19 protein-coding genes and 1 pseudogene are annotated in these 20,908 nt (G+C 65.5%); 12 read left to right on the top strand and 8 right to left on the bottom strand.

The window, feature by feature from the left end; genetic code table 11:
• Window positions 1-15 precede the first annotated feature (15 nt).
• Both ACW2Q0_RS01265 and ACW2Q0_RS01260 read left to right on the top strand, forming a co-directional pair.
• Window positions 16-1,956: a fumarate reductase/succinate dehydrogenase flavoprotein subunit gene (locus ACW2Q0_RS01265; RefSeq protein WP_457185186.1), complete on the top strand. Its 1,941-nt coding sequence runs from the start codon at window positions 16-18 to the stop codon at window positions 1,954-1,956.
• A 2-nt stretch (window positions 1,957-1,958) separates the two neighbouring features.
• The gene (locus tag ACW2Q0_RS01260; protein ID WP_457185184.1) at window positions 1,959-2,705 is read left to right on the top strand and encodes a succinate dehydrogenase/fumarate reductase iron-sulfur subunit; all 747 of its coding nucleotides are present in this window, start codon (window positions 1,959-1,961) and stop codon (window positions 2,703-2,705) included.
• Between the two features lie 56 nt (window positions 2,706-2,761).
• Here the strand turns inward: ACW2Q0_RS01260 and ACW2Q0_RS01255 are convergent, their stop codons facing one another.
• From ACW2Q0_RS01255 to ACW2Q0_RS01240, 4 genes are all read right to left on the bottom strand, one after another.
• The gene (locus ACW2Q0_RS01255; protein WP_457185182.1) at window positions 2,762-2,959 is read right to left on the bottom strand and encodes a hypothetical protein; all 198 of its coding nucleotides are present in this window, start codon (window positions 2,957-2,959) and stop codon (window positions 2,762-2,764) included.
• Between the two features lie 168 nt (window positions 2,960-3,127).
• A complete protein-coding gene (locus ACW2Q0_RS01250) occupies window positions 3,128-3,355 on the bottom strand; it encodes a DUF397 domain-containing protein (protein WP_457185180.1) in 228 nt (75 codons plus the stop codon).
• 12 nt (window positions 3,356-3,367) lie between these two features.
• Window positions 3,368-3,565: a DUF397 domain-containing protein gene (locus ACW2Q0_RS01245; protein WP_457185178.1), complete on the bottom strand. Its 198-nt coding sequence runs from the start codon at window positions 3,563-3,565 to the stop codon at window positions 3,368-3,370.
• Window positions 3,562-4,458: a helix-turn-helix domain-containing protein gene (locus ACW2Q0_RS01240; RefSeq protein ID WP_457186049.1), complete on the bottom strand. Its 897-nt coding sequence runs from the start codon at window positions 4,456-4,458 to the stop codon at window positions 3,562-3,564. Before ACW2Q0_RS01240 ends, ACW2Q0_RS01245 begins: the two co-directional genes overlap by 4 nt.
• Window positions 4,459-5,004: 546 nt before the next feature.
• Between ACW2Q0_RS01240 and ACW2Q0_RS01235 the strand changes: the two genes are divergently transcribed.
• Together ACW2Q0_RS01235 and ACW2Q0_RS01230 are read left to right on the top strand one after the other, a co-directional pair.
• Window positions 5,005-5,295: a hypothetical protein gene (locus tag ACW2Q0_RS01235; protein WP_457185176.1), complete on the top strand. Its 291-nt coding sequence runs from the start codon at window positions 5,005-5,007 to the stop codon at window positions 5,293-5,295.
• The gene (locus ACW2Q0_RS01230; protein ID WP_040697671.1) at window positions 5,295-5,501 is read left to right on the top strand and encodes a hypothetical protein; all 207 of its coding nucleotides are present in this window, start codon (window positions 5,295-5,297) and stop codon (window positions 5,499-5,501) included. Before ACW2Q0_RS01235 ends, ACW2Q0_RS01230 begins: the two co-directional genes overlap by 1 nt.
• A 152-nt stretch (window positions 5,502-5,653) precedes the next feature.
• Here the strand turns inward: ACW2Q0_RS01230 and ACW2Q0_RS01225 are convergent, their stop codons facing one another.
• Window positions 5,654-6,568 carry a DNA-3-methyladenine glycosylase family protein gene (locus ACW2Q0_RS01225; protein ID WP_457185174.1) on the bottom strand — a complete coding sequence of 305 codons (915 nt, stop codon included), beginning with the start codon at window positions 6,566-6,568 and terminating at the stop codon, window positions 5,654-5,656.
• Between the two features lie 425 nt (window positions 6,569-6,993).
• Window positions 6,994-9,786 carry an FAD-binding and (Fe-S)-binding domain-containing protein gene (locus ACW2Q0_RS01220; protein WP_457185172.1) on the bottom strand — a complete coding sequence of 931 codons (2,793 nt, stop codon included), beginning with the start codon at window positions 9,784-9,786 and terminating at the stop codon, window positions 6,994-6,996.
• A gap of 48 nt (window positions 9,787-9,834) precedes the next feature.
• Here ACW2Q0_RS01220 and ACW2Q0_RS01215 point away from each other — a divergent pair, with 48 nt between their 5' ends.
• The 3 genes from ACW2Q0_RS01215 to ACW2Q0_RS01205 all read left to right on the top strand — a co-directional run bounded on the left by ACW2Q0_RS01215 (window position 9,835) and on the right by ACW2Q0_RS01205 (window position 12,224).
• A complete protein-coding gene (locus ACW2Q0_RS01215; protein ID WP_457185170.1) occupies window positions 9,835-10,020 on the top strand; it encodes a hypothetical protein in 186 nt (61 codons plus the stop codon).
• Window positions 10,021-10,100: 80 nt separating this feature from the next.
• A complete protein-coding gene (locus ACW2Q0_RS01210; RefSeq protein WP_457185169.1) occupies window positions 10,101-11,171 on the top strand; it encodes a DNA polymerase IV in 1,071 nt (356 codons plus the stop codon).
• Window positions 11,172-11,228: 57 nt separating this feature from the next.
• Window positions 11,229-12,224: an oxidoreductase gene (locus tag ACW2Q0_RS01205; protein ID WP_457185167.1), complete on the top strand. Its 996-nt coding sequence runs from the start codon at window positions 11,229-11,231 to the stop codon at window positions 12,222-12,224.
• A 132-nt stretch (window positions 12,225-12,356) separates the two neighbouring features.
• Here ACW2Q0_RS01205 and ACW2Q0_RS01200 read toward each other — a convergent pair whose 3' ends face one another.
• Window positions 12,357-14,237 (bottom strand): ABC transporter ATP-binding protein, encoded by a 1,881-nt coding sequence (locus ACW2Q0_RS01200; protein WP_457185165.1) that lies wholly within the window; start codon window positions 14,235-14,237, stop codon window positions 12,357-12,359.
• Window positions 14,238-14,417: 180 nt separating this feature from the next.
• The gene (gene lon, locus ACW2Q0_RS01195; protein WP_457185163.1) at window positions 14,418-16,835 is read right to left on the bottom strand and encodes an endopeptidase La; all 2,418 of its coding nucleotides are present in this window, start codon (window positions 16,833-16,835) and stop codon (window positions 14,418-14,420) included.
• Window positions 16,836-17,121: 286 nt separating this feature from the next.
• Here lon and ACW2Q0_RS01190 point away from each other — a divergent pair.
• The 5 genes and pseudogenes from ACW2Q0_RS01190 to ACW2Q0_RS01170 all read left to right on the top strand — a co-directional run.
• Window positions 17,122-17,359 (top strand): annotated as a pseudogene (locus tag ACW2Q0_RS01190) (wyosine base formation domain-containing protein); the annotation flags it as partial.
• Between the two features lie 359 nt (window positions 17,360-17,718).
• Window positions 17,719-18,432, top strand: coding sequence for a hypothetical protein (locus ACW2Q0_RS01185; protein WP_457185161.1), 714 nt, complete (start codon window positions 17,719-17,721; stop codon window positions 18,430-18,432).
• 19 nt (window positions 18,433-18,451) lie between these two features.
• Window positions 18,452-19,630, top strand: a complete 1,179-nt coding sequence (lhgO, locus tag ACW2Q0_RS01180) for an L-2-hydroxyglutarate oxidase (RefSeq protein WP_457185159.1) — start codon at window positions 18,452-18,454, stop codon at window positions 19,628-19,630.
• 159 nt (window positions 19,631-19,789) lie between these two features.
• A complete protein-coding gene (locus ACW2Q0_RS01175) occupies window positions 19,790-20,260 on the top strand; it encodes an SRPBCC family protein (RefSeq protein WP_457185157.1) in 471 nt (156 codons plus the stop codon).
• 10 nt (window positions 20,261-20,270) lie between these two features.
• Window positions 20,271-20,849, top strand: a complete 579-nt coding sequence (locus tag ACW2Q0_RS01170) for a ribonuclease H family protein (RefSeq protein WP_457185155.1) — start codon at window positions 20,271-20,273, stop codon at window positions 20,847-20,849.
• Window positions 20,850-20,908 lie beyond the last annotated feature (59 nt).

Here is a 20,908-nt window from a genome sequence, read left to right as displayed (position 1 = left end):
AGGAGTTTCGCGGCCATGCCAGAAGTGGAACGGCACAAATACGACGTCGTCGTCATCGGTGCCGGTGGCGCCGGACTGCGCGCGGTGATCGAAGCACGTGAACACGGTCTTTCCGTCGCGGTGGTGTGCAAGTCGTTGTTCGGCAAGGCACACACCGTGATGGCCGAGGGCGGATGCGCCGCCTCGATGGGTAATGCCAATGAAAAGGACAATTGGCACACCCATTTCAAGGACACCATGCGCGGTGGCAAGTTCCTCAACAACTGGCGCATGGCCGAATTGCATGCCCAGGAGGCACCCGACCGGGTGTGGGAACTGGAAACCTATGGCGCGCTGTTCGATCGGACCGCAGACGGCCGGATCAGCCAGCGCAACTTCGGTGGCCACACCTACCCGCGGCTGGCGCATGTCGGTGACCGGACCGGACTGGAGATCATCCGGACCATGCAGCAGAAGATCGTTTCGCTGCAGCAGGAGGATTTCGCGGCGACCGGCGACTACGAGGCGCGCATCAAGGTTTTCGCCGAATGCACCATCACCGAATTGCTCAAGGACGGCGACCGGATCGCCGGTGCGTTCGGCTACTGGCGCGAGTCCGGACGGTTCGTGCTGTTCGAATCGCCCGCCGTGGTGGTCGCGACCGGTGGCATCGGCAAGTCCTACAAGGTCACTTCCAATTCGTGGGAGTACACCGGTGACGGCCACGCGCTGGCACTGCGGGCCGGCGCGACGCTGATCAATATGGAATTCCTGCAATTCCATCCGACCGGCATGGTCTGGCCGCCCAGTGTGAAGGGCATTCTGGTTACCGAGGGTGTGCGCGGTGACGGTGGCGTGCTGAAGAACACCGAAGGCAAGCGGTTCATGTTCGACTACATTCCGCCGGTCTTCAAAGGGCAGTACGCCGAGACCGAGGAGGAAGCCGATCAATGGCTGCGCGATAACGACTCCGCCCGCCGCACACCGGATTTGCTACCACGCGACGAGGTAGCCCGCGCCATCAACTCGGAGGTGAAGGCGGGACGCGGCACCGAACACGGCGGCGTGTATCTGGATATCGCTTCGCGGCTGCCCGCCGAGGAAATCCGGCGGCGGCTGCCCTCGATGCACCATCAGTTCAAAGAACTTGCGGACGTGGACATTACGAAGGAGCCGATGGAAGTCGGCCCGACGTGCCACTACGTGATGGGCGGAATCGAGGTCGACCCGGATACCGGTGCGGCGACCGTGCCCGGCTTGTTCGCCGCGGGTGAGTGTTCCGGCGGTATGCACGGCTCGAACCGGCTCGGCGGCAATTCGCTATCCGATCTGCTGGTATTCGGCCGGCGGGCCGGCCTCGGTGCCGCGACCTACGTCGAAGAGCTTTCCGAGCGCCCCGCGATCGCCGATGCCGATATCGATGCCGCCGCGAAAGCCACTGTGGCGCCGTTCGATCCGCCTGCGGAGGGGACCGGGGAGAACCCCTACACCCTGCACACCGAACTGCAGCAGGCCATGAACGATCTGGTCGGCATCATCCGCAAGGAACACGAATTGCGGGAGGCCATCGGTCGACTCGCCGAACTACGGACCCGCTTCAACAGTGTGACGGTGGAGGGGCATCGGCAGTTCAACCCCGGCTGGCATCTGGCCCTCGACCTGCGCAATATGCTGCTGATCAGCGAATGTGTCGCGCAGGCTGCCCTTTTGCGCACCGAGAGTCGCGGCGGGCACACCCGCGACGACTTCCCCGCCATGGATCCGGACTGGCGCGACAAGCTGCTGGTGTGCGCGATCGATCCCGCCGATGCGGACGGACCGGTGCCCGGTGTGCGGGTCACCCCGGAGGACCAGATCCCGATGCGAGCCGATCTGCTCGCGCTCTTCGATTTGAATGAGCTCGAAAAGTATTACAACCCGGCTGAACTCGCCTCCCATCCGGAAGGTTCGATTTCGGCCACGGAAGGCGGGGCGTAGGAATGGGTTACGACGCCAAATTCCGCGTGTGGCGCGGTGATATCGACGGCGGGGAACTGCGCGACTTCACCGTCCAGGTGAACGATGGCGAGGTGGTGCTCGACATCATCCACCGGCTGCAGGCCACCCAGGCGCCGGATCTCGCGGTGCGGTGGAATTGCAAAGCCGGTAAATGCGGTTCGTGTTCGGCCGAGGTGAACGGTCGGCCGCGGCTGCTGTGCATGACCCGGATGTCGACCTTCCAGCCGGACGAATTGATCACCGTTACGCCGATGCGTACCTTCCCGGTGATCCGTGATCTGGTGACCGACGTGTCGTTCAACTACCAGAAGGCGAGGGAGATACCGTCTTTCACGCCGCCGGACGATTTGAAGCCGGGCGACTACCGGATGCAGCAGGTCGATGTGGAGCGCTCTCAAGAGTTCCGCAAGTGCATCGAATGTTTCCTGTGCCAGAACACCTGTCACGTGGTCCGCGACCACGAGGACAACAAGGAGGCGTTCGCCGGTCCGCGCTTCCTGATGCGGATTGCCGAATTGGAGATGCATCCACTCGATGTGGCCGATCGCCGCGAGCTGGCTCAGCAAGAGCAGGGGCTCGGGCTCTGCAATATCACCAAATGCTGTACCGAGGTCTGCCCGGAGCATATCAAGATCACCGATAATGCCCTGATTCCGATGAAGGAACGGGTGGCGGACAAGAAGTACGATCCGCTGGTCTGGTTGGGCAACAAGCTCTTCCGGCGCTGATCAAGCACTGCGGGACCACCGGCCGGGGTAGGAATACCCGGCCGGTCGGCGCACCCTTATATCAACGCGACAACACTGACGGCAACGATCCATCCGAGCACCCCGACGAAAAGTGCCGAGAGGAATGAGCCGGTCAGGACGAATACACCGAGCGCGGACACCGCGAAAAGCAGTACCACGATCAGCCATTCCACCCAATCGCCCGGCAGCAGTTTCTTGTACCGGGGATGGGAACTCTCTAGCCCACGGTCCACAAGATGTGGGCTACCCGTAATCCTCCCCGGCAAACACGGTTTCGTTGTCGAATCTGTGCTATTTCGTGATCTTCCGGAGCACATCCGGCCATTGCGGCCAGGCCCGGCGGAGCGCCGCTGCGATTACGTGACCCGACCCGGCGAGCAGAGCCCGCCGGGTCGATCGCGCTAGGACTCCGGCCGATCGAACTCGCCATCGTGCACACCCGCTGTGAAGGCGGACCACTCACCGGGGGTAAAGACCAAGACAGGCCCGTCGGGATCTTTACCGTCGCGCAACGCGACGTGCCCGGCATCCAATAGCGCCACCTCCACGCTGTCCTTTCCCGTACCCACACCGGCCTTACGCCAGACCGCACCGGTCAGGTCCACCCGCGCGCCCTCATTGATGCTCATGCCCGCAACTCCTCAGAACTCGCCGCCCGTAACACCTGCGGTGAAAGCCTTCCATGCACCCGTCCCGAAGACGAGGGCAGGTCCACCGGGATTTTTGCTATCGCGTACGCCGACCCGGCCGCCCGTGAGAAAGGCGACCTCGACGCAGTCCTTGCCCGCACCGCTGCGGCTGCTCTTGAACCATTGCGCGCCACTCGAATCCATACTCATGCCATATACTCCTTCGCTATCTGCCGGAGCAGATGTCTACTGGGTTGAATATCCAGCGCGCAGCGCTGGAGGCACTCGTGCGCATGATCGTACCGCCGTACATCAGCATGTCTTTCGAGGTAGAGATCCCCCGTGAAACCCTCTGCGTACACCACCGGCGGCTCGACCGGCTGGCCCTTGCTATCTGTTCCGAATTGGAGAACTGTGAACGGTCCGGTGGACACTCCGAGTGGAACACCGGCCGCGAACGGCAGGATACGCAGAGAGATATTGGGTTGGGTGCTGATATCGGCAAGATGACGTAGCTGCGCCGCCATCACTTTGGCGCCACCGACCACTCGGCGCAAAACCGACTCGTGCAAGATCACGTTCACCGTCGCCGGTGCGACCTTGCGGGTGATCAAAGCCTGGCGCTGCATTCGCAATTGGACCCGGCGCTCGATTTCGGCGTCCGAATCGTCCGGGTAGCCAAGGCGGTTGAGGGCTCTCGCGTAATCGGCGGTCTGGAGCAGACCGAGCACGATTTCGGATTGGTAGGAAGTGAGTTGTCGGGCGGATGCCTCCAAACCGACATAGACGTCGAAGTTTTCGGGAATGAGATCGCCGTAGGCATGCCACCAGCTCTTCACGGCGGCCTGCTGGGCCAGCCCCTTCAGACCGTCGGACAATTCGTCCGGCATGCCGTAGATGCGGCACAGTTCTTGGATATCGATGGTGCGAATCCGGTCGGCCTGGCCTTTTTCCAAGCGCTGCAACGTACTTGCGCCCCACTCCATCAGCCTGGATGCCTCCGCTATGGTCAGACCCGCCTGCGTGCGCCAGTCCCGGAGGTATCGGCCGAGCTGGCGCCTGGGTAGAGTGGAGGTGGCGTTCTCGGGGGATAGTCGGTCCAAGGTGTCCAACTCCCGCGCGGATTTCCTGGAACTCTCCGACGCTTTTGCCGAATTCGCTGACACAGCACGCTCCGTTCTGTATTCAACTGCGACGTTCCCGGGCCCCTACGTGGTTACGCAGGCTTCCGCCTCCGGGTCCGGCGCGCACGTCCCGGGCTCGGATGCTCACCCAAGGGTTTGCTCCGGGGCGACCCCACAAGCTCGGTTCCCCGTCACTTCGCTTGGGCAGAGGGCTGTTTCATCCACTATGGAGAATCCTCCCTTCCCGGTTGGGTTTTGTGCTGGGAATTCGCCTCAAATCTTCGGATATCCGAGAAGGACGTTGTTCGGGACCTGCCACGGTGGTGTGCTGAAAGTGTGCCCGGAGCGGATCAGGCGCCTGTTCCCTCCTCCTGTGAAACCTCCGGGCGCACAGAGTATTCGATGGCGACGCTCGCGGCACGCTGCAAGGTCACGCAAGCTATCGCCTCCGGGCGCGTCGCGAATCGCAGGAATCGCACACAGGAACGAGGAGTCATGGCTGTAAGTGTCATAGCGTCGTCCTTGATGACCAGCGATTTGACCCCGCATCGCGCCCGCAGCGTCGGGCAGGAGAGCTGGGTGGTTTCCTATTTGCCCGGACGCACGCTGACCTGCGACCAAGCGGTTGCCGCACTGAAGGTTGCCGAGGTGGTGCCATCGCTGTTCGCCGCGGTCGGCGATCTCGCGGACGAGGTCGGCCTGACCGTTCTCGAGGCCGTAGGTATGGCGGTTCGACAGGCTCCGTGGGATCAGGGACCGGTCTCCCGGTACACCCGACAGGTTCGCTCCGTGCGACACCGGGCGGAGGTCGCCTGATGCAACTCACCAACCTACACATGCCTGTCGCATCGCTACTCGCCTGCGGAAACGACCCTGGTGTCCTGACAACCGAACAAGCCCACGCCGCGATGCAGTTACATATCGACTGCACCGTCGACCGATGCCGAGTTCGCCGTGCGGCGCGCACCACGCTGGTCGAGGCGGGCAAATGTGTGCTGGACGAACGCGCACTGCCATTATGAGGCCCGCTGCCGAGTCGCCGGGTGTGCCGCAGGTGCTGGCCGACTGCATTCGGGTGCTGCGCTGGGTCACCGCCGAATCCCTGGCCCATCGACGGCATGCTGTCGCGCCGACGACATACGGCCTGCCGAAACGAGTTGTCCGGCGGAGCCGCTCAGTGCCAGGTGTGATCGGTGAGCGGGGTGCGCGGGCCGAACTTCGGCTTGTGCGCGTAACCGCTGATCTCCAGCAGGCGGACGGCCCGATAGCGATGTGGCCGTAGCGGTTCCAGATATTCGACCATCGCGTCATCGTCGATGGGTTCGCCGAGCAGCGTCCAGCCGACTACGGCCGCCAGATGGTAGTCACCAACCGAGAGGGCATCCGCGTCACCGAAGGCGCGCTGCCCGATCTCGGCGGCGGTCCACATCCCGATACCCGGCACTGTACGCAGGCGACGGGCGGCCTCCGTCGGATTTTCGGCCGCCGCCCGCTCCAGCGCATCGGCCACCCGGGCCGCACGCACGATCGTCTGCGCACGCTGTGGCCCGACATTGGCGCGATGCCAGGCCCAGGACGGGATCCGGCGCCAGGTATCGGCGTCGGGCGGCAGCAGCAGTCCCACAGGTCCCGGACCGGGAGCGGGAGATCCGAACTGTCGCACCAGTTTTCGCCAGGACGTGCGGGCCGATGCGGTGTGCACCTTCTGTTCCAGCACGGCGGGTACCAACGCCTCGAATACCAGGCCGGTGCGCAGCATGCGCAGTCCGGGAAAGCGGCGGTGCGCGTCGACGAGCTTCGGATGTTCGGGAGCGAAGTCGGAGACGTCCTCGTCCAGGCACAGCATGTGGGAGAGGCCGTCGATGAATTCGGCCGCGCCCGGACCCCAGGCACGCGCGTCGACCGTATGGCGATCGGCTTGGGTCAGACGATAGGTGACGGGTCCGGTCGGCATCCGGGATGCGTGCCAGTGTGCGCCGTCCTGGGTGACCTGGTGACACGGGTCGCCGCGGCCGCGGGACAGGGGTGCGAGGGTCGATGCGAGATCGATCGGCCGCTCGGCTGTGACCGAGCGTAGCGAGGGAACCATCAGCACAGCACCATCGGTCGCAGCGGAGCCGAGCGCCAGCGAGGCGCAGCTGTGACCGAGCGTAGCGAGCCCGGAGCCGGTGCGGCCGTCTGATTTCGCACGGACTCATTGTGCCCGGTGGGCCGGCGGTGCGAGCGCGGACCCCAGCGGCATGCCGAATGTTGTCCGGCTCGCAATTGTCCCGGTCCGAATGTGCGATTATCCATACAGTTTCGACATAACCGCAGATCGTCGCAATTTTGTAACGCGCCGAATAAGTGCTGCGATATTGATGCGTTCGGTAAACAGCTGGCAGTCGCAATAGCGGAGGTACACGAATGATCACCAGCGTGCTCAACTGGTTGCTCAATGCCTGGGGTGCGGTTTCCGCGGGCAGCTCGGGCTACCAGATTCCGTCCGGCACGCTGCCATTCGGCAGCTGAGTCTCATTCGCCGAGCAGGAATTGCGCAAGGTGTAGACCCCGGCGGCCACTGAGCTGCATAGCCTGGGTTCGGCACGAGAACCCATCGGCTATCAAGATCGAGTCTTCGTCCGCATTCCGCAATGCCGGAAGCAAGCCATTCTCGGCGACAGTGACCGAAATGTCGTAATGGCCGGATTGCATTCCGAAGTTTCCAGCAAGACCGCAGCAGCCGGTGACCTCTGTCATATTTATCTGCATGCCAGCTAATAGCTGGCGATCTTGGTCGAAGCCGAGTACGGCATGGTGATGGCAATGCGGTTGGACAACTACCGACTGTCCCGGTCGCGCTGGTGGCCGCCAGTTCGGCTGGTCCGCAAGGAATTCGGCGAGTGTGCGCACGGCGGCTGCGGTCGCGGCCGCCCGTGGGTCGTCCGGTAGCAGTTCCGGCAGGTCCGAGCGTAGGACCGCGGTGCACGACGGCTCGAGGCCCACGACAAGGCCGCCACCGCGGACATGCTCATCCAGTTCGGTCAATGTCGCGCGTAGCCGGGCCCGAGCGCCGTCGAGTTGGCCGGTGCTGATCCAGGTGAGCCCGCAGCACACGCGCCGTCGCGGGATGCGGACTCGGTAGCCGAGGGATTCGATCAGTCGCACTGCGGCCTGGGCTATTTCGGGATCGAAGGCATCGGTGAAGGTGTCGATCCACAGGAGCACTTCGGATGCCCGGTCCGAATCTTCGGACTCAGAACTTCGATCGTGCCAGCTCCTGCGGAAGCTGCGGTCCGCTAGTCTCGGCACCTCGCGTCGCCGATCAATCCCGCCCGCGCGCAACGCGATTCGGCGCAGCCACCCGATTCCGGCCAGCGCATTCGCCAGGCGAGGCATGCGGCCTGCGGCACCGAGCCAGCGCGGCAGCCAACCCAGCGCGTAGTGATCGATGGGACGCGGACGGTGCCGGTAGCGGCGGTGGAGGGCCTCGGATTTATAGGTCGCCATATCGACCCCCGCCGGGCAGTCGGAGCGACATGCCTTGCAGGACAGGCACAGATCGAGCGATTCGGCGACCGCCTCGGACGACCAGGGGAGTGCGCCGCGCACCACCTCCTGCAGCACCCGCGCCCGGCCGCGGGTGCTGTCTTTCTCGTCGGCGGTGGCCAGATACGACGGGCACATGAAACCACCGGTCGCGCGCGTGTCGGCGCGGCATTTGCCGACACCGACACAGCGATGCACGGCCGTGGCGATACCACCGTTGTCCTGCGGAAACGCGAAGCCGCCCGCACCGTCGATCGGTCGCACTCCGACCAGTCTCAGATCGGTATCGATCGGCCGCGCAGCGACCAGGACACCGGGATTCAACACCTCGTCCGGATCGAAAAGTGCCTTGTAACCGGCGAATACGTCGAGTGCGCGCGGGGAGTACATCATCGAGAGCAATTCCGAGCGGGCCCGGCCATCACCGTGTTCACCGGAAAGCGAGCCGCCGTAGCGGACCACCAGCTCGGTCGCATCCTGGATGAATTTCCGAAAACGTTGCGGCGCATCGGCAATCGGTAGATCGAGCCGGACGTGGATGCAACCGTCGCCGACGTGACCGTAGAGCAGTCCGTCCACGCCGTGGTCCTTGGTCAGCGTGGCGAAATCGCGCAGATACGCACCGAGATGCTCCGGCGGGACGGCCGCATCCTCCCAGCCCGGCCAGGCCGGATGACCCGCCGGAGTGCGACCGGCCAGCCCGGCACCCTCCGCTCGAATACGCCACAGTGCCGCGGCGACACCGGGGTCTGTGACAATCCTGGAGTCCAGCGCCGCGACTGTTCGACAGAGCTTCTCGGCCGCCGCATACGCCTCGGCGGGAGTATCACCGGCGGACTCGACGAACAACCAGCCGCTTCCGCGCGGCAGTTCCGGCACCCCGCTGGTGGCCCCGCGGTGTACACGCACGATATCGACCAGTCGCGCATCGATGCCCTCTACCGCAATGGGATCGCAGGCCAGCACCGCCGCCACATCGTCCGCGGCCGTCGCGATATCGGGATAGCCGAGCACTGTGAGCACGGTGGCCGGTGGCAACGGCACCAGATCTACTGTCGCCTCGAGCAGCAAGCCACAGGTCCCCTCGGTGCCGACAAATGACTTCGCAACCGCCGAACCACGTTCCGGCAGTAGATGTTCCAGTCCGTAGCCGGAGGCCTGCCGATCGAATCGGCCGAGTTCGGTGCGGATCACCGCGAGACCGGCCCTGGTGAATTCGGGCAGCCCGGGAATCACGGACAGGTCGGCCGACAGCGTCCGCTCAGCTCCGGTCCCATCGAGAATGCGCAGCTCACGCACATTATCCGAGGTGCGCCCCCACGCCACCGCGTGCGGTCCGCACGCATTGTTGCCGATCATCCCGCCCAGCGTGCACCGGTTCTGTGTCGACGGATCGGGCCCGAATCGCAACCCGTGCACACCGGCCTTGCGCTGCAATGCGGCGAGGACGACACCGGGCTGCACGCGCGCGACCTGCCGCTCGGGGTCCAGCTCGGCGATGCCGTTCATATATCGGCTGAAGTCCAGCACGATCCCGGGACCGATGGCATTGCCCGCCACCGACGTCCCCGCACCCCGGGCCGTAACCGACAGCCCATTTCCCCTGGCGAATTCGAGCGTATGCGCCACATCCTCGGCACCCCGCGGAAATACGACGGCGACCGGAAGCACCCGATAGTTCGACGCGTCGGAGGAGTATTCGGCACGCCTGCGCGCGGACGCATCGACCTCGCCCGCAATCCCGCGCCGCAATGCCGCCGCCAATCGCTCCGTACTCACCCTGCCAGCCTATGCACGCCCTACCGCGACCACCTGTGGTTGGGCTGTTTGCTGAGCGTTCAGGCGGTCGGGCACGGGCGGCGCAGCAGCCAGGCCGGCAACGATCGACGCGGCGAGCGCGGATACTTCGCCACCACCACACCCGAACCGATCTCGCCGTCGACCCGCAGCAGTGGCGATCCGGGCAGGCCGCCCTCGGTGACCTGGTTCTTGACGGCACCGCTGTTGGCCTGAATCAGTTCTTGCGTTGTCGAGTTTGGACTCGTACACCCGTCGTACGATCGCAGCAGCCGAACAAAGGGAAGCCCTAGTTCATGCCCAGGTGGCTGCTGCACGTCGATCTCGACCAGTTCCAGGCGGCGGTGGAATTCCGTCGCCATCCGGAGCTGCGCGGCCGGCCGGTCATTGTCGGTGGCAACGGCGATCCGGATGAACCGCGCAAGGTGGTGACGTGCGCGTCGTATCCGGCCCGGGCATTCGGAGTGCGGGCCGGGATGGCATTGCGCTCGGCCAAGCGCAAATGTCCCGACGGGATCTTCCTACCACTGGATATGGCCACCTACGAGGAGGCATCCGACGAGGTCATGGCGCTGCTGCGGACCTTTCCCGGCCGCGTCGAGGTGTGGGGCTGGGACGAGGCCTTCCTCGCCGCCGATACCGACGATCCAGAGCAGCTCGCCCGCGAAATCCGCAGTGCCATCGCAGAATTGGACTTGACCTGCGCCATCGGCATCGGCGACAACAAGCTCACGGCCAAGCTCGCGACCGGCTTCGCCAAATCCGCCGGGAAGTCCTCGGCCGCGCCCGCCGATACCGATGGCGCGGCGGCCGGCGTATTCCGGCTCACCGCGGCGAACTGGGTCGAGGTAATGGCGCACCGTCCGACGAATGCGCTGTGGGGCATCGGAAATCGGATCGCCGCGCGGATGGCCGAGCTCGGTATCGAAACGGTCGCCGACCTGATGGCCGCCGATCGGCAGCGTCTGGCCGCCGAATTCGGTCCGAATACCGGCCCGTATCTCTGGGTGCTGGGCCACGGTAACGGCGACACAGATGTCACCACCGAACCGCGAATTCCGTTGGGCCGCAGTAAATCCGAGACCTTCCCGCATGATCTGACCGATGCCGGGGAGATCCGCGCCCAGGTCGCGCGACTGGCCACGGAGGTGGGCGAGGAAATGGCTGCGGCGGGCCGCGTCCCGCTGCGCGTCTCGGTGACCGTCCGCAGCAATACCTTCTTCACCCGCAGCAAACAGGAGAAACTTCCCGAGCCGACGACCGATATCGCGACCATCGTGGAAACGGCCCTGCGCATCGTCGACCGATTCGAACTGGATCGCCCGGTTCGGTTACTCGGCGTCCGCCTAGAACTCGTACCGCAATAGCCGGGACCGACGCGAAGATCCACCCCGGCACCGGCCGACGCTCGTATGCTCGTCGGCATGGAGTTCTGGGCGATGGTGGCACACCAATCGGACAGCGGGATCGCGCTCACGCGACAGCAGGTCGACGAGGACTTTCTCGGGCCTGGTGAGGTGACGATCAAGGTGCACTACTCGAGCGCGAACTACAAGGACGGGCTGGCGATCACCCCGGGCGGTGGCGTGGTCCGGAATTATCCGATCATCCCCGGCATCGATATCACCGGCGAGGTCGTCACCTCCGAGGTCGACGATTTCGCGCCCGGCGACCAGGTGGTGGCGCACGGCTACGATATCGGCGTTTCACATCACGGCGGCTTCGCCGAATACGCCAGGGTGCCCGCCGACTGGGTGGTGAAGCTCGACGGTCTCAGCACCCGGGATGCGGCCGCGCTCGGCACCGCCGGTTTCACGGCCGCACTGAGCGTGCAGGGCCTGCTCGCTCACGAACTCACCCCGGACACCGGCGCGGTGCTCGTCACCGGAGCGACGGGCGGTGTCGGCAGTGTGGCCATCGATATCCTGTCGGGCCTCGGTTTCGAGGTGATCGCGTCCACCGGTAAGACCGATGCGAACGATCGACTCGCCGAACTCGGCGCGAACGAGGTGATCGGCCGGTTGCCGGAGGATCCGGATGCGAAACTGCGTCCACTGTCGAAGGCCACCTGGGCCGGTGCGGTGGACAGTGTCGGCGGCAGATCCCTCGCCTATATCCTCAGCGCGATCGGCTACGGGGGTGCGGTCGCGGTCAGCGGCCTCACCGGCGGCACGGATCTGCCGACCACCGTCATGCCGTTCATCCTGCGCGGCGTATCACTGCTCGGCATCGACTCCGCCTACGTCCCGATCGACAAGCGGCGGGCGATGTGGGCTCGACTCGCCAATGAGCTACGGCCCCAGCACCTTTCGACCATCGAGAACTTCGCTCCGATCACCGACGCCGAGAGGATCCTGCGCGCCATTCACCACGGCAGTCACTCCGGCCGCACGGTATTCGGCGTTGCCGGCGAATTCTGACGTCGGACCAAGCAAGCCCGGCTCGATCGGATCGAACCGGGCTTCGGTGCCGAGGCCATGGTGGCAGGCAGCTTCGGTGCCCGTGCCGCGCAATCGACTGGCCACCAGTATCGGCGGCAGGGTGTTCGCGGCTCAGGCCGCGTCTTCGACCGGCTCGTCCGCGAACTGCGTGCGGTACAGCTGCGCGTAGCGTCCGTCGGCGGCCAGCAATTGAGTATGGTTGCCGCGCTCCACGATTCGGCCGTCCTCGAGCACCAGGATCTGGTCGGCGGCGCGGACGGTGGACAGGCGATGCGCGATGACCAGGGCGGTCCGCCCGTCCAGTGCCTCGGAAAGTGCCTCTTGGACAGCGGCTTCCGAGGTCGAGTCCAGCGAGGCGGTCGCCTCGTCGAGGATCACCACGCGTGGTTGTTTGAGCAGCAGCCGGGCAATGGTCAAGCGTTGGCGTTCCCCGCCGGAGAGGCGGTAGCCGCGCTCGCCGACGACAGTATCCAGGCCGTCCTGCAGCGACGTCACCAGCTCACGTAACCGCGCCCGTTGCAACGCATCCCACATCTCGGCCTCGGTCGCCTCCGGCCGGGCCAGCAGCAGGTTGGCGCGGATGGTGTCGTGGAACAGGTGGCCGTCCTGGGTGACCAGGCCGACGGTGTCCCGGATCGAGGTCGTGGTCAGCTCGCGCACATCGGTGCCGTTCAGCCGCACCGCACCGCCATCCACGTCGTAGAGCCGGGAAACGAGTTGGGCCACGGTGGATTTTCCGGCGCCCGAGGAACCGACCAATGCGACGAGCTGACCGGGCTCGGCCCGCAGCGACACATTGTGCAGCACCTCCGCCCCGCCGCGGGTATCCAGCGTCGCGACATCCTCGAGCGAGGCGAGCGAGACCTTATCGGCCGACGGGTAGCCGAAGCTGACATTGTCCAGTTCCACCGCGACCGGACCCGCGGGCACCGCGACGGCATCCGGTGCGTCCTGGATCAACGGTTTCAGATCCAGCACCTCGAAGACTCGCTCGAAGCTCACGGTCGCGGACATGATTTCCATCCGCGCGCTGGCCAGTGCGGTCAGCGGCGTATAGAGGCGGGTCAGCAGCAGCGAAAGCGACACCACCGCACCGGCATCCAGCCGGCCGCGCAGCGCGTACCATCCGCCGAGTCCGTAGACCAGGGCCAGGGCCAGCGCCGAGACCAGGGTCAGCGAGGTGACGAATACAGTCTGCAGCATCGCCGTGCGCACCCCGATATCGCGCACTCGACGCGCGCGCAGCGCGAAGTCATCCGACTCCTGGCGCGGCCGTCCGAACAACTTCACCAGCGTCGCGCCGGGTGCGGAGAAACGTTCGGTCATCTGGGTACTCATCGCGGCATTGAGTCCCGCGGCTTCCCGTTGCAATCCGGCCAGCCGATTCCCCATCCGCCGCGCCGGAACCACGAATACCGGCAGCAGTACCAGCGCGAGCAGCGTGATCTGCCAGGAGATTCGGACCATGACGGCGAGTGTGAGCGCGAGGGTCACCAGATTCGTCACGAGGCCGGAGAGCGTATCGCTGAACGCGCGCTGCGCGCCGATCACATCGCTGTTCAAGCGGCTGACCAGTGCGCCGGTACGGGTCCGGGTGAAGAACGCGACCGGCATTTTCTGCACATGATCGAAAACGGCCGTGCGCAGATCCAGGATCAGTCCCTCACCGATGCGCGAGGACAACCAGCGAATGATCACTCCGAGCGCCGCATCCGCCACCGCGAGCCCGGCGATCAGGATCGCGAGGGTGACCACGACGCGCGGCGCCGCACCACCGACGATGTCGTTGACCACCCGCCCCGCCAACACCGGCGTCGCCACCGCGAGTAGTGCGGACACGACGCTGAACAGTAAGAACGCACCGATGCGACGGCGATGCGGCCGCGCGAACCGCACAATGCGCCGCGCCGACGCCAGCCGGAACGGCCGCTGCTCCTGCGGTGCGTTCGCGCGTCGATACATCTGGCTCCAGGCCACCGATTCGATACTCACCGTGCTGCTTCCTCTCGCTCCCCGCCCATCGAATACCTGGCCACCGACACTAAGACCTCAACAGTGGTTGAGCACAAGCCCAATCCGCGCCGATTCCGTGCACAGCGCAACAGCAGTCACGGTGACCATGCCGATCGAAACGGGCCGTACCCGCTGGGCACGGCCCGTTCCAGGCGATTATCAGGCGCTCGCCGCCAAGGCGGGAGCGTCCAGGGCCGGTTCGGCGACCGGCTCGATGGCGTAGGCCAGGATGTCGGCCACATCGGCGACCGGACGCACATCCAGGGCGGCCAACACCTCCGCCGGCACATCATCCAGATCCGGCTCGTTGCGGGCCGGGATGAACACCGTCTTCAGACCTGCGCGCTGCGCGGCCATCAGCTTCTGCTTCACCCCGCCGATCGGCAGCACCCGGCCGTTCAGCGTGACCTCACCGGTCATGCCGACATCCGCGCGCACCTGCCGGCCCAGCGCCAGCGACACCAGGGCGGTGACCATGGTGACACCCGCCGACGGCCCGTCCTTCGGCACCGCACCCGCCGGGAAGTGGATGTGGATATTGCGATCCAGCACCGACGGTTCGATGCCGATCTCGGCCAGGTGCGAGCGCACGTAGGTCAGCGCGATCTGCGCCGACTCCTTCATGACATCACCGAGCTGACCGGTCAGGGTGAGCGCCCGCTCGCCCTCGGCACCGTTGGCCTCGATGTAGAGGACATCGCCGCCGAGTCCGGTGACGGCCAAACCCGTTGCCACACCGGGAACCGCGGTGCGTTCCACCGAATCCGGGGTGAAGCGCGGGCGACCCAGGTAGTCCTTCAGGTTGTCCAGATCGATGGTCAACGATCCGGATTCCACCAGCGCGTCGTAGCCCAGCTCGGTGGCGTAGCCCAGCGACACCACGGTTTCGTCGGTGGCGGAGCCGGTTGCGTCCTCGGACAGCCGAGTCGCGGCCTTGCGCAATGCCTTCGCGATCAACCGCTCCATCTGCCGCACCCCGGCTTCCCGGGTGTAGTTGGCCGCGACCTCACGCAAGGCCGCCTCGGTGATCGAAACCTCGTCCGCGGTAAGCGCATTGCGCTCCAGCTGCCGTGGCACCAGGAAGTCGCGCGCGATGGCCACCTTGTCGTCCTCGGTGTAACCGTCGACGGTGATCAGCTCCATCCGGTCCAGCAGCGGGCCCGGAATGGTTTCCATGACATTCGCGGTCGCGATGAACAGCACATCGGACAGGTCGAGATCCAGATCCAGGTAGTGGTCGCGGAACGTGTGGTTCTGCGCCGGATCCAGCACCTCGAGCAAGGCCGCGGCCGGATCGCCGCGGAAGTCCGAGCCGACCTTATCGATCTCGTCCAGCAGGACAACGGGATTCATCGAGCCCGCCTCCTTGATGGCACGCACGATCCGGCCCGGCAACGCACCGACGTAGGTGCGCCGGTGCCCGCGGATCTCCGCCTCGTCGCGTACACCGCCCAGAGCGACGCGAACGAACTTGCGGCCCATGGCCCGGGCCACCGACTCACCGAGCGAGGTCTTGCCGACTCCGGGCGGACCGACCAGCGCCAGCACCGCACCCGAACCACGTCCACCGACGACCTCGAGTCCGCGCGCGGCGCGACGGGAGCGCACAGCCAGATACTCGACCATGCGATCCTTGACCTCGTCGAGGCCGTGGTGATCGGCGTCCAGCACCGTGCGGGCGGCCGAGACATCGGTGCTGTCGGTGGTTTTCACCGTCCAGGGCAGGTCCAGAACCGTATCGAGCCAGGTCCGGATCCAGCCGGACTCCGGGCTCTGATCGCTCGCCCGCTCCAATCGACCGACCTCGCGCAGTGCCTCCGCGCGCACGTCATCGGGCAGATCGGCCTGCTCGACCCGACTGCGGTAGTCGTCGGCACCGTCGGGCTCGTCCTCGCCGAGTTCCTTACGAATGGCGTTGAGCTGCTGGCGCAGCAGGAATTCGCGCTGGCTCTTCTCCATGCCCGCGCGGACATCCTCGCTGATCTTCTCGGTGACCTCCGCCTCGGCGATATGCGCCTTGGTCCACCCGATCAGCTTGGTCAAACGCTGTGCGGTATCCGGGGTTTCGAGTAGTTCACGCTTCTCGTCGGCGGTCAGGTACGGGGCGTAGCCCGCGGTATCGGCGATCGCGGACGGATCGGTCAGCTGATTGACCGTGTCGATGATCTGCCAGGCCTCGCGGCGCTGCAGTACCGATACCACCAGCTTCTTGTATTCGGCGGCAAGCTCTGTGGTGCGACCGTCGACGGCGGGCGGCTGTACCGGTTCGGCCTCGACCCACAGCGCGGCGCCCGGCCCGGTGACCCCGTGACCGATCTTGGCGCGCCGTTCGGCCTTCAGTACCGCGGCGGGCGCGCCACCGCGCATCCGGCCCACCTGTTCGATGGTGGCGACGACGCCGTAGGAGGCGTAGCCCTCGGCCAATCGGGGTGCGAGCAACACCGCGTCGGTATTCGCGGCGCGCGCGGCGTCGATGGCGGCCTGCGCCGATTCGTCCAGTTCGATGGGCACGACCATGCCCGGCAGCACGATCGGATCGGTCAGGAACAGCACCGGCAGGTTCTGTGGTGTAGTCACGTGTTCGACCCTTCCAAAAGTTGAGCGATGTCCAGTCAACCCCGGGCATTCCACGTTTGTTCCATACCGCCGCCCCCGTTCGCTCAGAGCGATCGGCGCTCGCCGCGGCACAGGAGCTGTGTCTGCGCGCCCTCGTGACGGGCACCGCTCAGCTGACGATTTCCGCTGGTAAACGGCCCGATCGGGACAGCGGCTCGATCGCCGCGAATACAAGCACGCCTGCTTGCACTCTTTGAGCTCGCTGAAATTCTGAAGCATGATGGCGTACGCAGCCGTGCACCTGGACGTGCGCGGTAAGTGCGTCCCGACCGAAGAATTCCGGGTCGAACCCACGGCACAACATATGGCCCCGGGGTCCCGACGACGCCACCCAGCGGGTGACCGGTCCGGCGCTGGACTTCTGACTGCTGGTGACGCAGCGTCGGCATCGCGACGATCTCGCGCTGCGAACACTGGCTGCGGACGCCGCCGAATGGCTCACCATCGCACAGGCTTTCGCGGGACCGCCGGGCGGTCGGCGGGCCAGTTCACCTGACCCGCCGTACCCGAGCCGCCGCGTCCGACCGGAATGCGGGTGCGGGCGAGCGCCACACTTGGGTGCGCCGTTCGTGTCGGCCGGACGCCGTTGGCCGGGTGTCTCGATATGGCAGTCGAGAATGACGCTCGCCAGCTACGTCTATTTACCCGTCTGTCAGGTAGTAGAAACATCAACGACGCAATTCGACTCGAATTCGGTTTCGTTCCGTCCACCCTGGCTTTGCGATGCTGATCTCCCCCATGCGGTGTCACCTGCGGCCGCCACGGTAATCTGGACAATCGTACGGGTTTCAACGATGCGGGCCGTGCGGTGAGGGGATCAGGGGCGGACGGAAAGGAACGCATCGTGGCAGCACATCGGCCTGCCCAGATCTTTCGGCATGCCGCCATCGTGCTCGCCGGCGCCGCCAGCCTCAGCCTCACCGTCGCCGCCGGGTCCTACATCGTCGGTCAGATGGCCGATACCCGGCACGCCACCAATGACATCGCCACACCACCTCCGGTTCGCATCCCGGATATCGACACCGACTACGGGCCCGTGCTCTCCGATGCCAAATCGACCGGTGGCAGTCGCGACCTGCCCACACTATTCGGCCGCTTCCCCGCGGAACCCGGCGACGGCAGCGTGAAAATCTCTCAGGCGCATATCGCTTCGCCTGCCACCACCGGAATCGGCGCCAGTCTGCGCCTCGGCACCGCCTATATCGGCGCGCAGGTGGCACCCGGCCGCGCGAATTCCGTTGCCCTCACTGTGGATACCAATGCGCTGACAGTGGTGGCGGATTTCCTGTTCACCGAACCGATTCGCGAGCAACTCGGCATCCACGCCGATCCGGCCGGCGTCACCCAGTTGCGCACCGAGGTCGATACCCGCAACGGTGAGGTGACATTCACCTTCTCAGACCCGCCCCTCGGTGAACGCGGCCCGCGCCTGGACCGAAATCCCGCGCCGAGCACCGGCCACACTGCGAACGAGATGGATTCGGCCCCGGCTCAGGCAACAGTCGACGGAACCCCGAATCCGATCATGACGACGGCGAATCACACCATCGCGGTCTAGCCCGCCTACGCTGCGTGCCATGTTCGACTTCTGTGTCATCGGGGGCGGGATCGTCGGAGTCGCGACGGCGCATCGGATTCTGCGACGTCATCCGGGTTCGAGCCTGGTGCTCGTCGACAAGGCCGGCGCACTCGCGACCCATCAGACCGGGCACAACAGCGGCGTCATCCATTCCGGCATCTACTACCCGCCGGACAGTCTGAAGGCCCGCCTGTGTCGAAAGGGCGCAGCCTGGACGAAGGAATTCGCCGCCGCACAGGGCATTCCATTCGAGGTCTGCGGAAAACTGCTGGTGGCCACCGATGCCGGCGAGTACCAGCGGCTGCTCGCGCTGCACGAGCGCTCGGTCACCAACGGTGTCGATGTCGAGCTCATGGATACCGCCGGGCTGACTCGGCGCGAACCGCATGTGAGCGGTGTCGGCGCCCTGTTCGTGCCCGCCACCGGCATCATCGACTTCACCCGTGTCACCACGGCGCTCGCCGAGGAGGTTCGGGCGGCGGGTGGCGAGATCGTATTGAACGCCGAGATCACCGCACTCACCGAAACCGCCGACGCGGTCACCGCGACCGGTCCCGCGGGCTCCTGGACCGCGCGCACGTTGGTGGCCTGCGCGGGTCTGCAGGCCGACCGGATGGCCGCACTCGCGGGTCTGCGCACCGATTTCCGCATCGTGCCGTTCCGCGGCGAGTATTACCAGTTACCGCCCAGCCGATCCGGCCTGGTGCGCACGCTGATCTATCCGATTCCCGATCCGAAGCTGCCCTTCCTCGGGGTCCATCTGAGCCCGATGATCGACGGCACCCTGACTGTCGGCCCCAATGCGGTGCTCGGCCTGGCCAGGGAGGGCTACCGCAAGGGCAGCTTCGACGTCCGTGACGCCCGTGCGGTGCTCGGCTATCCCGGCTTGCTCCGGGTAGCTCGCACCCATGTCCGCACCGGACTGCGGGAATTGCGCAACTCCCTGTTCAAACGCGGTTACCTGGCCGAATGCCGACGGTACTGTCCGGAGCTCACGGTCGCGGATCTGCGACCGCGCCAGGCGGGCATCCGGGCGCAGGCGGTATTGCGCGACGGCACCCTGGTGCACGACTTCCTGATCGAACGGACACCGCGTTCGATTCATGTGCTCAACGCACCGTCACCGGCGGCGACTTCCGCCATGCCGATCGCCGAATACATCGTCGACCAACTATGACTCCGCCGCACTAGCCCGGTCGGCGTGTGTTTACCCACCCCGGCGGCCTCGCCGGCCGCCTTCCCCCAACTGGAAAGCCTGCCAACCAAATTATGGGCAATCCTCGAATAAAGAGGAGAGCTGTAGTACTTTTATCGGCAGCCAACAGGGAGGGGCCCCATGGGCCACACCAAGTACGCGAGCGATGTCGGAGCCCCGGTCGATGTGGCGTTCACCTATACGGACAACCATCTGCTCGTGCCGAACTGGATGTTCGCCGTCGCCGCGTTCGAGCCGAAAGGCGAGTTCGACCAGGGTTTCGGCGCGATCTTCACGACTCGGATCAAGCTGGGACCATGGCGTCCGACCATCGAATGCGAGATCAGCGAATACCGGCGCAATGTCGTGATCGGCTACACCCTGCGCGGGCAGCTGTCGGGCACTTTGACACTTCGCTTCGACCGGCTCGGCTATCAACGCTCGGTGCTGACCTCGGAAGCGGAGTACGCTGCACCGAGTGGACCGTCCGGTCGGCTGTGTCGGCGCGTGGTGGATTCCGCCGTCCGCTCGGCACTGGGCCGCACCGAATCCCAGTTGCGAAGGGAGATAGAGCAATTCCACGGTACCGATCTTGTCGGTCGGATTGCGTAGGGTGCCATCCATGATCATCGTGAGCACCGACGGATCCTGCCTCCGCAATCCTGGCGGCGCCATCGGCTGGGCTTGGGTCAATCATCAGGGCGGTTCACGCAGCGGGGGAGCCGCCACCGGAACCAATCAGGTCGCGGAATTGCGTGCGCTATTGGAGGCGGTGCTCGCCCATCCCGGCGACGAACCGTTGTTCATCGAGAGCGATTCGCTATACGCGATCAAATGCGCCTCGGAGTGGATCGCCGGCTGGCGGACCAATGGCTGGCGCACCGCGGGCGGCGGCGCGGTGAAGAACGTCGAACTCATCAAACAGATCGACCGGGCCATATCCTCCCGGCCGGGACCGGTCCGGTTCCGTTGGGTGCGTGGACATGTCGGCAATTACTTCAACGAAATGGCCGATACCCTCGCCGGTGAGGCGGCCAGACAGGCGGCGGCCTCCGCGGCTGTCGGTGAGGTTTCGACCGCGGAACTCCCCGAGCTGCAGCCCGTGCTCGATGACTCCTCCGATAAGACCACAAAATCCGCCCGGCCGCGGTCCGCGGGGAAGCCGGTCGCGCCAGCACCTCAGGCCTTGACCTTGTTCTGAGCGCGACCGGGCGCAAGACCGCCGGAAAGACCTCCGGGCGGGTGGTGCTGATCCCACCC

This window comes from Nocardia citri (assembly GCF_054065835.1).
The sequence above is the reverse complement of the archived record's forward strand: the minus strand, read 5'-3'. Positions and strand labels throughout refer to the sequence as shown.